Source organism: Pseudomonas sp. ADAK7, from assembly GCF_012935675.1.
Taxonomy (GTDB): domain Bacteria; phylum Pseudomonadota; class Gammaproteobacteria; order Pseudomonadales; family Pseudomonadaceae; genus Aquipseudomonas.
Window position 1 is genome coordinate 1,169,371 of sequence record NZ_CP052861.1, and the last position, 13,304, is coordinate 1,182,674.

The following is a 13,304-nucleotide window of genomic DNA, read 5'->3' on the forward strand; positions in this document are numbered from 1 at the left end:
AACAAGGGAGCATGAAGCTCCGGGAGCATCCAATGAAAACTTCAACCTGGCTGGCCATGGTTTGCCTGGCCGCCAGCCTGCCGATCCAGGCAGAGACGTTCAAACCCATTGAACTGAAGGATCAGGAATTGGCGACCCTGCGCGGCCGATTTGTCATGCCGGGACGGATCGTCAGTTTCGGCATTGTCATGACCAGCACTTGGCAAAATGCCAAAGGTGAAGTGATCGGGGCGAGGTCCTCGATGAATATCCAGCAATCGACCATCAAGCCACAGTTCTATGTGTCGATGATCGACGAAAAACCTACTGGCCAGACGCGTTCGCAAGGCTCCGACGCAGGCACGGCAACAGGCACAGGCAGCGTCACCGGCGGCGGCGGCCTCAACAGCACTGAAGGCGTCACTCAAGTCGTGCGCGCTGCCGGCGACCACAACACCGCCTACAACAACGTGGATATCAACGTAGCGAAGGCTAGCCAGGTCGAACAAGCCAGCCAGGCAACGCAACCGCAGGGCCAGGCATTGGCCGCAGGCTCGACGTTGGTCGGCAACAATGGCGCGGGTTCGCTGAGCGTTTCCTCGACCGGTGCTGGCGTGCAACTCAACATCGTGGCTAACAACAACCAGGGCAGTACCGTACAACGCCTGGCTCAGGGTGGACTGATGCAGAACACGACTTTGCTCGGCAGTAGCAACCAGGTTCGCAACCTCACGTCCTTTAATGTTGTGCTGCGTGACAACGTGCCGACAGCCGGGTCTGTAAGTGGCAATCTGGACCAGCTCAAAGGCCTTCGCACTATCGGATTCTGATCTACGCTCAGTCTCATTCAGATCTAATCAGAAGGGACGGCTAACCCATGCACCGATCGTTAACGTTCAGAGCTATCGTCTGTTTGAGTAGCCTGACCCCGGCGACACTGCTCTACGCAGCCCCGGACCCTCAGGTCGAAGCATTAAAACAAGAACTCATGGAGTTGAAGCAGCGTTACGAAGCACAACAGAATGCACTGATGGTACTTGAGCAACGCGTTCGCCAAGTCGAAGAAGCTCCCGCGACACCTGCTCCCAAACGCCTGACCAAATCCCCCGCCGAAACGGTCAAGGGTGGACAGGCGGTGGCCGCCGGTGCGCCCGGAACCACTGGCAGTTCATACGGCCAATCGCTCAAGGACGATTCGGAGCCTGCGCAAAGCGTTTCCAACTTGTATGACGAAGCCAGCGGCTTCTTCGGTGGCGGCAAGTTCAGCCTCGAAACCGGCGTGACCTACACGCACTACGATACCCGGGCATTGACGCTCAACGGCTTCCTGGCACTGGACTCGATTTTTCTCGGCAACATCAACCTCGACCGCATCAAGGCCGACAACTGGACCCTGGACCTGACCGCCCGCTACAACGTGGCACAACGTTGGCAGTTCGACATTAACGTCCCCGTGGTTTATCGCGAATCCACGTATTCTTCCGGCGGCGCGGGTGGCGCAGGCCCGGTGACGTCGGACGCAACCGTTACCCGCGACCCGACCATCGGCGATGTGAACGTGGGCGTTGCGTACAAGTTTCTGGATGAGTCGGCCAACTGGCCCGACGCGGTCGCGACACTGCGCGTCAAGGCGCCGACCGGCAAGGACCCTTACGGCATCAAGCTGGTCGAGGATCCAACCAACGATAACCTCGCGGTACCCGAGGACTTGCCTACCGGCAATGGTGTCTGGGCGATCACCCCGGGGCTCTCGCTGGTCAAGACCTTCGACCCGGCCGTGCTGTTCGGCACGCTGTCCTACACCTACAACATGCAGGACTCTTTCAGCGACATCAGCCCGCAGGTCGGTTCCAAAGTCAAAGGCGACGTGAAACTGGGCGATTCCTGGCAGGTCGGCGCCGGCATTGCATTCGCCTTGAACGAGAAGATGAGTATGTCGTTTTCGTTCACCGACCAGTTCGCCCGCAAGAGCAAAATCAGACCGGACGGTGGTGATTGGCAGTCGATTTCCAACAGCGACTACAACTCGGCCAACTTCAACATCGGCATGACCCTGGCAGCCTCCGACAACCTGACGATCGTGCCCAACCTGGCCATCGGCCTGACCGACGACTCGCCAGACTTCTCCTTCAGCCTGAAATTCCCGTACTACTTCTGATCCACAACAGCAAAGCCCCGCGGCGGCTTCAACCGCAGCGGGGCTTTTTTGGTTTGGATCATTAAAGGATCGCAGCCTCGTTTCACTCGACAGCTCCTACAGGGGTTCCGGTGTAGGAGCTGTCGAGTGAAACGAGGCTGCGATCTTCTGATCTCGCTAACGGATCTGATGCTTGTGCAACAAACGGTAGAAGGTAGGCCTGGACACCCCCAGCACCTTGGCGGCGATGCTCAAATTATCGCTGTGGCGGTTAAGCACATCGCACAAGGCCTGGCGTTCAGCGCGGGTCTTGTAGTCTTCCAGCGTGCCCATCGGCGCGGCGACGGTCTGCTGGCTGATCAGCCCCAGGTCTCGCGCTTCGATCTGGCGTCCTTCGGCCAGCACCAACCCGCGACGTACCCGATTGGCCAGCTCGCGAACATTGCCCGGCCAGTCATGCTTGCCCATGGCGATCAGCGCGTCTTCGCTGAAGCTGCGCGGACGGCGACCGGTTTCATGGCTATAGAAATGGGAAAAGTGGTTGGCCAGCATCGACAGATCGCCGTGGCGTTCACGTAGCGGCGCGGTGACCACTTGCAGGACGTTGAGGCGATAGTACAAATCTTCGCGAAAGCGTTTCTTTTCGATGGACGCTTCAAGGTCGACGTGGGTCGCCGCCAACACCCGCACATCCACCGGAATCGGCTGACTGCCACCGACTCGTTCGATGTGTTTTTCCTGGAGGAAGCGCAGCAGATTGGCTTGCAACTCCAACGGCAGGTCGCCGATTTCATCGAGAAACAGGGTGCCGCCGTTCGCCGCTTCGATCCGCCCCACCTTGCGTTGGTGCGCGCCGGTGAAGGCGCCTTTCTCGTGGCCAAACAATTCGGACTGGATCAGGTGTTCGGGAATCGCGCCGCAGTTGATCGCCACAAAGGGCTTGCTGTGGCGCTGGGATTGTCGGTGCAAGGTGCGGGCGACCAATTCTTTGCCGGTGCCGCTTTCACCACGGATCAGCACGGGCGACTCGGTGGGCGCCAGTTTGCTCAGCAGCTTGCGCAGTTCGCGGATCGGCTTGCTGTCACCGAGCAACTCGTGTTCTGGCTGATCGATGTGAATCGTGCCCTGCCCGCGCAGCCGCGCCATGCCGAACGCGCGCCCGAGGGTTACCTGAACCCGGGACACATCGAACGGCAGGGTGTGGAAGTCAAAGAACCATTCGCACACAAAATCCCCGACGTTCTGCAGGCGCAGGACTTCCTGGTTGAGCACGGCAATCCATTCGGTGCCGCTGCGGCTGATCAATTCCTTGACGGCTTCGGGTCGCTCCAGGTGGAAGGGCTGCAATCGCAGGAGCCCGACATCGCAGGTGCGATCGGCGGCGTTTTCCAGCGTACAGCTGTCGACATCCCACCCTACCGCGCGCAAGCCCGGCAAAAGACGGTGGCAATCATCGCAAGGATCAACCACTAACAGACGTCGTAAAGCAGGCGCTTCTATCATGACTGTTCCTTGGCGCCAAATTTAAGGAAATATTATTAAAAACAGTCATTTGGCGGACCTGGCTGTAACATTAGCAATAATTTGACAGGGCCTTGTATCGTTTGACTATAGGAGTCTTAACTAATTAGTTATAAGAAGGTGTTTTGTTAGTTACCTAACGACTTGAACCTTTCATTCAGCTTTCAAACACGGCCCGAACATTGAGTATATGAAAGAAAGTTGAATTTTCTTTGGATTGTGTGTGACCCGACCCCCTATTGAGGGCATCAGTACAAGTAACCAGCCGAACGGTAAGCCCAACCGACGGCACATCACTTGATTGGGCATACAGAGAGAAGACCCCATGACCGCCCCGCTCCGTATCAACGAAGCTCTTTTGATTGCCAAACACGCATTCGAACCCTTTCAATGCGTGGCCTGGGCGCCACAAGAAGGCAACGGCGAACTCAGCCTGAGTGTCATCGACCTCACCAATAACCGCGTCGGCCGCGCGCAGATTCCATGCAGCGCTTATTCCGATCCGGTACAACTTGAACATCGGCTGGAACAGGCACGTAAAGCGCTGAGCGAAGATGGCTACACGCTGCAGTCGTGGTCCATGCCTCATTAATTAAAGAGCCAAAAGATCGCAGCCTTCGGCAGTTCCTACGGGATCGTATTCCAATGTAGGCGCTGTCGAAGGCTGCGATCTTTTGCTTTATGGAACTTGGCCAGCTTATCAGTGGTTCCAAAAGACACTGTTCTGGCACACAGCGACCCTCCACCTGTTAGTTATGACAGTTGTGCGTCCAGGCATTCAGGGATTGAATGTTTCGCACGCGCCGTGACCCTCCCGGCTACAGGGATAAGGTCAACTGGCAAGGAGATGCGTGCATGCAAACCCAAACCGCGTTGGCCCGCCCTGCCACCCTGAATCTAGCCGGGCATCTCGATCCGGATTTTGCCGCCGCCGGCAAAACCCAGGTGTATTTCGCCGGCAGCTCCTCCAGCATGGCCAACGGTATTGCCCTCGATCCGCAAAGGCGCCTGCTGGTCGCGGCCAAGGTTGGTACCCATGGCGGTAGCCGCTTTGGCCTGGCCCGCCTGCTGGAGGATGGCTCGGCGGATCTGGCTTTTGGCAATCAAGGCAGTTTGATCGGTCAGTTCGCGCTGGGCTTCGAGGCCATGGGCAGCAAGGTCCATGTTCTGCCTTGCGGGTCGATCCTGCTGGCCGGCCTGCATTACGAAAACGCCCGTCGCACCCTGCCCGCCCTGGCGCTGTTCGACCCCGATGGCCAGCCGGTTCGAGGCTTTGGCGACAAGGGCCGGCTGGTGGTGCGGCTGCCGGGCGATCTGTCCATGGGTTTGCGTGACGACTGGTTGCCGCCCGGCGTGCCGGGCGCCGAAGCCTGCGACATCTGCGTGCAGGATGACGGGCGGATCCTGCTGCTGGCCAATCATCATTTCGAACTGGCCGATCACGTCGGCCTGCTGATCCGCCTCAATACCGACGGCTCACTGGACCGCGACTTCAACGGCCGCGGTTTCGTCGTGGTCAGGCATCTATTGATGAATACCTGGCTCGGCAGCCTGATGGTGCAGCGGGACGGACGAATCCTGGCCGGCGGCGCGATCAATTTCCCCGAGGAAGGCCTGCTGGCGCGTTACCACGCCGATGGCACGCTGGACGACAGCTTCGCCGTAGATGGCTTCATGACCTTCAAGGCCCAGGGACGCAGCGCGCAGATCAGCCAGATCGTCCAGCAAACCAATGGCGACTTGCACTGTTTCGGCAGCAGCCGCGACCCGATGCATTGCCTGTCACTGAAACTGCACAGCAACGGTCGTCCGGATAATCATTGCAACGGGGGCCAGCCACAACGCCTGGAAATCGGCCACAGCGGCAGCCAATGGACCGCCGCCCAGGTGCAGCCGGATGGCAGCGTGCTGGCCGTCGGCGCCACCATCGGCGGCGTCGAAGCCGACTTCATCCTCGCTCGCTATCTGCCACAAGGGCATCTGGATCGCAGCTTTGCCAACGGCATTGGCTGGGTTCGCACGCGTCTGGGCCGCAGTCTCGACACGGCCACTTCCCTGGCCGTGCAGGACAACGGCCGGATCGTCGTCGGCGGTTATTCACTGGACGGCAACTATCGGGCGGTGGTGGCGCGCTACCTGAGCTAACACCTGCGCTTGATCTTCCCTTTCGCATACGGCAAGTTGCGCGCTTCTTAATACAAGGAGTAGCCGATGTCCGGTTCGATGGCCCAGGCGTTCGCGCATAATTTTCTCGGGCATTCACCCCGCTGGTACAAAGCCAGCATTGTTGGCTTTCTGATCCTCAACGCTTTGGTGTTGTGGACGGTCGGGCCGGTGGCCGCCGGCTGGTTGCTGGTCCTGGAATTCATCTTCACCCTGGCCATGGCGCTCAAGTGTTATCCGCTGATGCCCGGCGGGCTGCTGTTGGTCGAAGCGTTGTTGTTGAAGATGACCACGCCCCAGGCGCTGTATGACGAACTGGTGCACAACTTCCCGGTGATCCTGCTGCTGATGTTCATGGTGGCCGGCATCTACTTCATGAAAGACCTGCTGCTGTTTCTGTTTTCGCGCCTGTTGCTTGGGGTGCGTTCCAAGGCATTGCTGGCGTTAATGTTCTGTTTCCTGTCGGCATTCCTCTCGGCGTTTCTCGATGCCTTGACCGTCACGGCGGTGATCATCAGTGCGGCCGTGGGGTTTTACTCGGTGTATCACCGCGTCGCGTCGGGCAACGATCCGCGCCAGGACAGCGCGTTCAGCGACGATCAGCATCTGCCCACACTGCATCACGAAGACCTTGAACAATTTCGCGCCTTTCTGCGCAGCCTGCTGATGCATGGCGCCGTGGGCACGGCATTGGGCGGCGTGTGTACGCTGGTGGGCGAACCGCAGAACCTGTTGATCGGCCACGAGATGGGTTGGCATTTCGCCGAGTTCTTCCTGAAGATCGCCCCGGTGTCGCTGCCAGTGCTGGCCGCCGGCCTGGTGACCTGCGTGCTGCTGGAGAAGCTGCGCTGGTTCGGTTACGGCACGCTACTGCCAGACAACGTGCGCACAGTGCTGGCCAACTATGCCGCCGAAGACAACGCCGAACGCACCTCGCGCCAGCGCGCGGCGTTGCTGGTGCAAGGCGCGGCGGCGTTGATCCTGATTGCCGGATTGGCGTTCCACATTGCCGAGGTCGGGCTGATCGGTTTGATGGTGATCGTGTTGATCACCGCGTTTACCGGCATCACCGACGAACATCGCATCGGCAACGCCTTTAAGGACGCCATGCCGTTCACGGCGCTGCTGGTGGTGTTTTTCGCCGTGGTGGCGGTGATTCACGATCAGCAACTGTTTACGCCGTTGATTCAGTGGGTGCTGGCCCTGCCGGCGGAGCAACAGCCGGGCATGCTGTTTATCGCCAACGGGCTGTTATCGGCGATCAGCGACAACGTGTTTGTGGCGACGATCTACATCACCGAAGTGAAACAGGCGTTCATCTCCGGCCACATGAGCCGCGAGCATTTCGAGACCCTGGCGATTGCCATCAACACCGGGACCAACCTGCCGAGCGTCGCGACGCCCAATGGCCAGGCGGCGTTTCTGTTTCTGCTGACGTCGGCGATTGCGCCGCTGATTCGTTTGTCTTATGGGCGGATGGTGTGGATGGCGTTGCCGTATACGGTGGTGATGGGGGTTTTGGGGTGGTATGCGGTGAGTTTCTGGCTGTAACCCCGCATTGATCGTTCCCATGCTCTGCGTGGGAATGCCTCAAGGGACGCTCCGCGTTCCAATGGGACGCGGAGCGTCCCGGGCTGCATTCCCACGCGGAGCGTGGGAACGATCATTACGCGTGAGGGAGGATATACCGCTCGATCGCCTGGGCCGCGCCGTCTTCGGTGTTGGCGCCCGTCACGACGTCAGCCTGGCGTTTCACGGCCTCCTCCGCCTGACCCATGGCAATCGACAACCCGGCACGATGGAACATCGCCGGGTCATTGCCGCCGTCGCCCAGTGCCGCGGTTTGCTCCAGCGGCACGCCGAGGTACTCGGCCAGTGTCGCCAGCGCATCACCTTTGTTGGCTTGCATCGCCGTCACGTCGAGGTATATCGGCTGAGAACGGGATACTTGCGCCTGGCCTTCAACCTTGGGCAGCAACAGCGCTTCCAGTTCGATCAACAAGTCAGTGTTGTTGCTGGTGGCGACGATCTTGTCGATGCGCTCCAGGTACGGCTCAAAACTCTCGACCACCACCGGCGGGTAGCCCAAACCGTGCTGCTCACGCGGAACCATCGGGCCGTTCGGGTCTTTCAACAACCAATCGCCACCGCTGAACACCCAGATTTCGATGTCTGGCCGGTCGGCAAACAGTGCCAGCGCGGTCAGTGCAGCGGTCGCCGGCAAGTAATGGGCGACCAGCAGACTGCCGTCCGGTTTGACGATGGTGCCGCCATTGAAGGCCGCGGTGGGCAGATCGACGCCCAGGGCCTCGATCTGCTGCAACATGGCTTTGGGCGGGCGCCCGGTGGCCAGGCTGAACAACACTCCGGCCTCGCGCAATGCGCGGAAGGCGTCGATGGTGCGCTGGCTCAGGCTGTGATCGGGCAGCAGCAAGGTGCCGTCCATGTCGCTGAGCAGAAAACGGATGGGATGTTGCGCAACCTCACTCATCCGAGGCTGTGCCAGACGCGGCCATCGCGGGCCAGCAGGTCCTCGGCGGCTTGTGGGCCGTCTTCACCGGCCGGGTAGCTCTGCACGCTCGCGTCCTGCTGCCAGGCGTCGATAAACGGCTGTACGGCGCGCCAGCCGTTCTCGATGTTGTCGGCGCGCTGGAACAGCGTCTGATCGCCGGTCAGGCAATCGTAGATCAGGGTTTCGTAGCCGGTGGACGGCTGCATCTCGAAGAAGTCCTTGTAGGCGAACCCCAGCTCGATATTGGCCATCTTCAGCGCCGGCCCCGGCCGCTTGGCCAGCAGGTCGAACCACATGCCTTCGTTGGGCTGGATCTGGATCCGCAGGTAGGTCGGCTGCAACTCATCGACCTCGGTGTCGCGGAACTGCGCGTACGGCGCCGGCTTGAAGCAGATGACGATCTCGGTGTCGCGCACGCTCATGCGCTTGCCGGTGCGCAGGTAGAACGGCACGCCGACCCAGCGCCAGTTGTCGATCATCACTTTCAGCGCGACGTAGGTTTCAGTGTTGCTGTCCGGCGCGACGTTGCCCTCCTGGCGGTAACCAGCCAGCGGCTTGCCATCGACTTCGCCAGCAGCGTACTGCCCGCGCACCGAGTTGGCCCGCGCATCCTCGACGGACCACGGCCGGATCGCGCCCACCACCTTGGCTTTCTCGCCACGCACCGCATCGGCGCCAAACGCGGCCGGCGGCTCCATGGCCACCATCGCCAGCAACTGGAACAGGTGATTGGGCACCATGTCCCGCAAGGCGCCGGTGTGTTCGTAAAAACTGCCACGGGTTTCCACGCCGACGGTTTCGGCGGCGGTGATTTGCACGTGGTCGATGTAATGGTTGTTCCAGAACGCTTCAAACAGGCTGTTGGAGAACCGGCTGACCAGAATGTTCTGCACGGTTTCCTTGCCCAGGTAATGGTCGATCCGGTAGATCTGCTTTTCCGACATGACCTTGAGCAAGCAGGCGTTCAAGGCTTCGGCGGTTTGCAGATCAGAACCGAACGGTTTTTCGATCACCACCCTTCTGAAGGCTTCCGGGGTTTCTTCCAGCAAGCCGGCGCTGCCGAGTCGGCGCACCACTTCACTGAAGAAACGCGGCGCGGTGGCCAGGTAGAACACCGCATTGCCGGTGCCGCTGTCGGCGATTTTCGCCGCCAGGGCTTGATAAGTGCTGTCGTCCAGGAAATCGCCCTGGACGTAGCTGATGCCTTTGGCCAGTTTGGCCCACAAGGCAGGATCAAGAACCTGATCGCCCTTGCCGACTTTGGTGGCCGCTTCGGTGCGAATGAAGTCTTCGAGCTTTTGCGCGAAGGCTTCATCGCTGATGGCGTTGTGGTCAACGCCGATGATCCGCAGTCCATCGCCCAGCAGGCCGTCGCGACTGAGGTTGTACAGGGCCGGCATCAACAGACGCTTGACCAGGTCACCATGGGCACCGAACAGGAACAGCGTGGTCGGTGGTGCGGGTTCTGCCTTGGATTTCCTGCGGATCGTGTTGGTCATTTTTTCGGAGTCTCCACGTGGCCGCCGAAGCCGAAGCGCTGGGCAGAGAGGATTTTGTCGCCAAAGGTGCCCTGCCCGCGGGAGCGGTAGCGCGAGAACAGCGAGTTCGACAGCACCGGTACCGGCACCGCTTGCTCCATGGCGGCTTCGATGGTCCAGCGACCTTCACCGCTGTCGGCGACTTCGCCCGAATAGCCTTCCAGCTTCGGATCGCTGGCCAGTGCATCGGCGGTCAGGTCGAGCAACCACGAAGACACCACGCTGCCACGACGCCAGACTTCGGCGATGTCGCCGACATTGAGGTCGAAGCGCTGGTCTTCCGGCAGGATTTCGCTCGATTTGGTCTTTAGAATGTCGAAGCCTTCAGCGAACGCCTGCATCATTCCGTACTCGATGCCGTTATGGATCATCTTCACGAAATGGCCAGAGCCGGCTGGGCCGGCGTGGATGTAGCCGCGCTCGGCACGGTCGTCGTCGGACTTGCGGTCCTTGGTGCGCGGAATGTCACCCAGGCCCGGGGCCAGGCTTTCGAACAGCGGGTCGAGGCGCTTCACGGTCTCGGCGTCGCCGCCGATCATCATGCAGTAGCCGCGCTCCAGGCCCCAGACGCCGCCGGAGGTGCCGACGTCAATGTAGTGCAGGCCTTTCTCCGACAGGGTTTTCGCCCGGCGAATGTCATCTTTATAGAACGTGTTGCCGCCGTCGATGATGGTGTCACCGGCTTCGAGCAGGTTGCTCAGGGTCTCGATGGTGTCTTCGGTCGGCGCGCCGGCCGGCAGCATGACCCAGATCGCACGCGGCTTGGCCAGGCCAGCCACCAGGGCTGGCAGGTCGGCGACGCCGGTGGAACCTTCTTTGGCCAGGTTCTCGACGAAGGCGGTATTGCGGTCGTAAACAACGGTGGTATGCCCGTTGAGCATCAGGCGCCGCGCAATATTACCGCCCATGCGGCCCAGTCCAATAATCCCGAGTTGCATGTGCTGATGCTCCTTACTACAAATAAAGTGTGTCAAAGGTTATAGCCCAACGCGACTAATGTGGGTTAGTCCAGAGCGGCGGGATGAAGTTTCCGGGCATTGTGCCCGATCCAGACTGATAACGTCGGGAATCGTGGCAAAGACACACCGACCGTGAAAAATAAAAAAGTTCCATTCACAGGCAAAAGAAATCAAAATCGCTGCCGATAGTGAAGGTGTCGCTCCCAAGGACGACACAATCACAGTTGATGCAGGCCATTTGCGAGGTGAGCAATGGACACAATCGTTACCGCACGTCCCCCACAAACTCTCTACGTCACGATTCGTCGTGATGAACTGCGCCAATTGAAAGACGAGCGTGACACCTTGAAGAACCAGGTGGCGCAGCTCAGGCAATTGTTGCAGCAACAGGCTCAGCTATCCGGGCAGTCGATGCCTGCGTTGAACGCCTGATTCCCCCGCAGCACATTCTTCAGATGTCCTGAACCTGTCTTGTGGTGAGGGTGGCCCCCTCGCCACAGCAAGCCCTCTCCACACAGTCTTCTCCCAATGGTTGCCTCGTTACCTGTCGCGACCCTGAACAAAACTCACAAAGTTTTCACATTCGCCTAGCGATACTCCCGATCCTTGTGGCTGTTCGGTTCCCGGACAGTGGTGTCTCGTGGGTTTCGTTTGATGACGCCGGTGGCTTGCTGATGCCGGTGGGAGTTCTGAATGGCAGTGTTCAAACGCAGCAAAACGTCTGCGACAGGTTTCGATTGGGCCGGGTTCCTCTGGCTGTTTGTGTTCTTCTGGTACTTTTCGGGCATCACCCAACTGCTGATCCAGTTGACCGGGACTTCCGGGTTCACCGGGTTTCGCCAGGCCTTTGTGATGAGCGCAATCTGGCTGGCGCCGATGCTGCTGTTTCCCAAACGTACCCGCCTGTTGGCCGCGCTGATCGGCGTCGTGCTGTGGGCCTGCTCGATGGCCAGCCTGGGCTACTTCTTCATCTATCAGCAGGAGTTTTCCCAGAGCGTCATCTTCATCATGTTCGAGTCGAACATCTCTGAAGCCGGCGAGTACATGACCCAGTACTTTGCCTGGTGGATGGTGTTCGCGTTCCTCGCCCACACCGCGTTCGCCTACTTCCTCTGGACCCGCTTGCGCCCGGTGTACATGCCCCGTGGCCGCGCACTGGTCGCCGCGACCGCGATTCTGGTGGCCGTGGTCGGTTATCCGCTGATCAAGCAAACCGCGCGCACCGGCAGTTTTGCCGGCGGTTTCGAGAAGTTCGAAACCCGCATCGAGCCGGCCGTGCCGTGGCAGATGGCCGTGGCCTATCACCGTTACCTCGACACCCTGGCCGGCATGCAAGACATGCTCGACAATGCCAGCAAGATCGAGCCGCTGAAAAACCTCAAGAACACCATGGCCGACCAGCCATCGACCCTGGTGCTGGTGATCGGTGAGTCCACCAACCGCCAGCGCATGAGCCTGTACGGTTACAACCGGGAAACCACCCCGGAACTGGACAAGCTCAAGGATCAACTGGCGATTTTCAATAACGTCATCACCCCGCGCCCCTACACCATCGAAGCGCTGCAACAGGTGCTGACCTTCGCCGACGAAGAGAATCCGGACCTGTACCTGTCGACACCGTCGCTGGTCAGCATGATGAAGCAGGCGGGCTACAAGACCTTCTGGATCACCAACCAGCAGACCATGACCAAGCGCAACACCATGCTCACCACGTTCTCCGAACAGGCCGACGAGCAGGTGTACCTGAACAACAACCGCAACCAGAACGCCGCCCAGTACGATGGCGACGTGATCGAGCCGTTCAACAAGGCCCTGGGTGACCCGGCGGCGCACAAGTTGATCGTCGTGCATCTGCTCGGTACGCACATGAGCTACCAGTACCGTTACCCGCCGACCTTCGACAAGTTCAAGGATCGCGCCGGGGTTCCGGCCGGTGTACGCGACGCCGAAGTGCCGACCTACAACAGCTATGACAACGCGGTGCTGTACAACGACTTCGTGGTGTCGAGCCTGATCAAGGACTACGCCAAGGTCGATCCGAACGGCTTCCTGCTGTACCTCTCCGACCACGGTGAAGACGTGTTCGACTCCCCGGGCCACAGCACCCTGGGGCGTAACGAGAACAAGCCGACCGCGCCGATGTACACCATTCCGTTCATGGCCTGGGCCTCGCCAAAATGGCGTGAAACCCACGACTGGAACTTTGCCGCCGACCTGAGCCGCCCTTACAGCAGCTCGCACTTGATCCACACCTGGGCTGACATGGCCGGGTTGAGTTTCGATGAACTGGACCGCAGCAAAAGCCTGGTCAGCGACAGCTTCAAGCCACGACCGCTGATGATCGGCAACCCATATGAACGCCAGGAACGTCCGCTGATCGATTTCAGTTTGATGAAGCCGAAAACTGCGGCGGTTCCAGAGCCGGCAGTGGTCAAGCAGTAACCCCGCAATTCTCCCTGTAGGAGCGAAGCTTGCCCGCGAGGCGTCGTGTCAAT

At 59.9% G+C, this 13,304-nt stretch carries 11 protein-coding genes; 7 read left to right on the forward strand and 4 right to left on the reverse strand.

Annotated features, from left to right (window positions below):
* Positions 1 to 32 precede the first annotated feature (32 nt).
* Together HKK53_RS05185 and HKK53_RS05190 are read left to right on the forward strand one after the other, a co-directional pair.
* On the forward strand, positions 33 to 809 hold the full coding sequence (locus tag HKK53_RS05185; protein WP_169369850.1) for a hypothetical protein: 777 nt from the start codon (positions 33 to 35) through the stop codon (positions 807 to 809).
* A 47-nt stretch (positions 810 to 856) separates the two neighbouring features.
* Positions 857 to 2,137 carry a hypothetical protein gene (locus HKK53_RS05190; RefSeq protein ID WP_169369851.1) on the forward strand — a complete coding sequence of 427 codons (1,281 nt, stop codon included), beginning with the start codon at positions 857 to 859 and terminating at the stop codon, positions 2,135 to 2,137.
* A gap of 156 nt (positions 2,138 to 2,293) precedes the next feature.
* On the opposite strand, the gene HKK53_RS05195 is transcribed toward HKK53_RS05190, so the two are convergent.
* Complete coding sequence (locus HKK53_RS05195; RefSeq protein WP_169369852.1) at positions 2,294 to 3,619, reverse strand: sigma-54 dependent transcriptional regulator; 1,326 nt, start codon at positions 3,617 to 3,619, stop codon at positions 2,294 to 2,296.
* A 343-nt stretch (positions 3,620 to 3,962) separates the two neighbouring features.
* On the opposite strand from HKK53_RS05195, the gene HKK53_RS05200 reads away from it, so the two are divergent.
* The 3 genes from HKK53_RS05200 (at position 3,963) to nhaB (ending at position 7,351) form a co-directional block, all read left to right on the forward strand.
* Positions 3,963 to 4,229 carry a hypothetical protein gene (locus tag HKK53_RS05200; protein ID WP_169369853.1) on the forward strand — a complete coding sequence of 89 codons (267 nt, stop codon included), beginning with the start codon at positions 3,963 to 3,965 and terminating at the stop codon, positions 4,227 to 4,229.
* 263 nt (positions 4,230 to 4,492) lie between these two features.
* On the forward strand, positions 4,493 to 5,782 hold the full coding sequence (locus HKK53_RS05205; protein ID WP_169369854.1) for a hypothetical protein: 1,290 nt from the start codon (positions 4,493 to 4,495) through the stop codon (positions 5,780 to 5,782).
* A gap of 66 nt (positions 5,783 to 5,848) precedes the next feature.
* Entirely contained in the window at positions 5,849 to 7,351 is a 1,503-nt protein-coding gene (gene nhaB / locus HKK53_RS05210; protein WP_169369855.1) for a sodium/proton antiporter NhaB, read from the forward strand.
* Between the two features lie 115 nt (positions 7,352 to 7,466).
* On the opposite strand, the gene HKK53_RS05215 is transcribed toward nhaB, so the two are convergent.
* Genes HKK53_RS05215 through gnd form a run of 3 tightly spaced genes read right to left on the reverse strand, consistent with a single transcriptional unit; the run spans position 7,467 to position 10,788 of the window.
* Entirely contained in the window at positions 7,467 to 8,291 is an 825-nt protein-coding gene (locus HKK53_RS05215; protein WP_169369856.1) for an HAD family hydrolase, read from the reverse strand.
* Positions 8,288 to 9,811, reverse strand: coding sequence for a glucose-6-phosphate dehydrogenase (gene zwf / locus HKK53_RS05220; protein ID WP_169369857.1), 1,524 nt, complete (start codon positions 9,809 to 9,811; stop codon positions 8,288 to 8,290). The genes HKK53_RS05215 and zwf overlap by 4 nt, the downstream gene beginning before the upstream one ends.
* A complete protein-coding gene (gene gnd, locus HKK53_RS05225; RefSeq protein ID WP_169369858.1) occupies positions 9,808 to 10,788 on the reverse strand; it encodes a phosphogluconate dehydrogenase (NAD(+)-dependent, decarboxylating) in 981 nt (326 codons plus the stop codon). Before gnd ends, zwf begins: the two co-directional genes overlap by 4 nt.
* 273 nt (positions 10,789 to 11,061) lie before the next feature.
* Between gnd and HKK53_RS05230 the strand changes: the two genes are divergently transcribed.
* Together HKK53_RS05230 and HKK53_RS05235 are read left to right on the forward strand one after the other, a co-directional pair.
* Positions 11,062 to 11,241, forward strand: coding sequence for a DUF6026 family protein (locus HKK53_RS05230; protein ID WP_169369859.1), 180 nt, complete (start codon positions 11,062 to 11,064; stop codon positions 11,239 to 11,241).
* A gap of 261 nt (positions 11,242 to 11,502) precedes the next feature.
* Positions 11,503 to 13,251, forward strand: coding sequence for a phosphoethanolamine transferase CptA (locus tag HKK53_RS05235; RefSeq protein ID WP_169369860.1), 1,749 nt, complete (start codon positions 11,503 to 11,505; stop codon positions 13,249 to 13,251).
* The last annotated feature ends 53 nt before the right edge of the window (positions 13,252 to 13,304 follow it).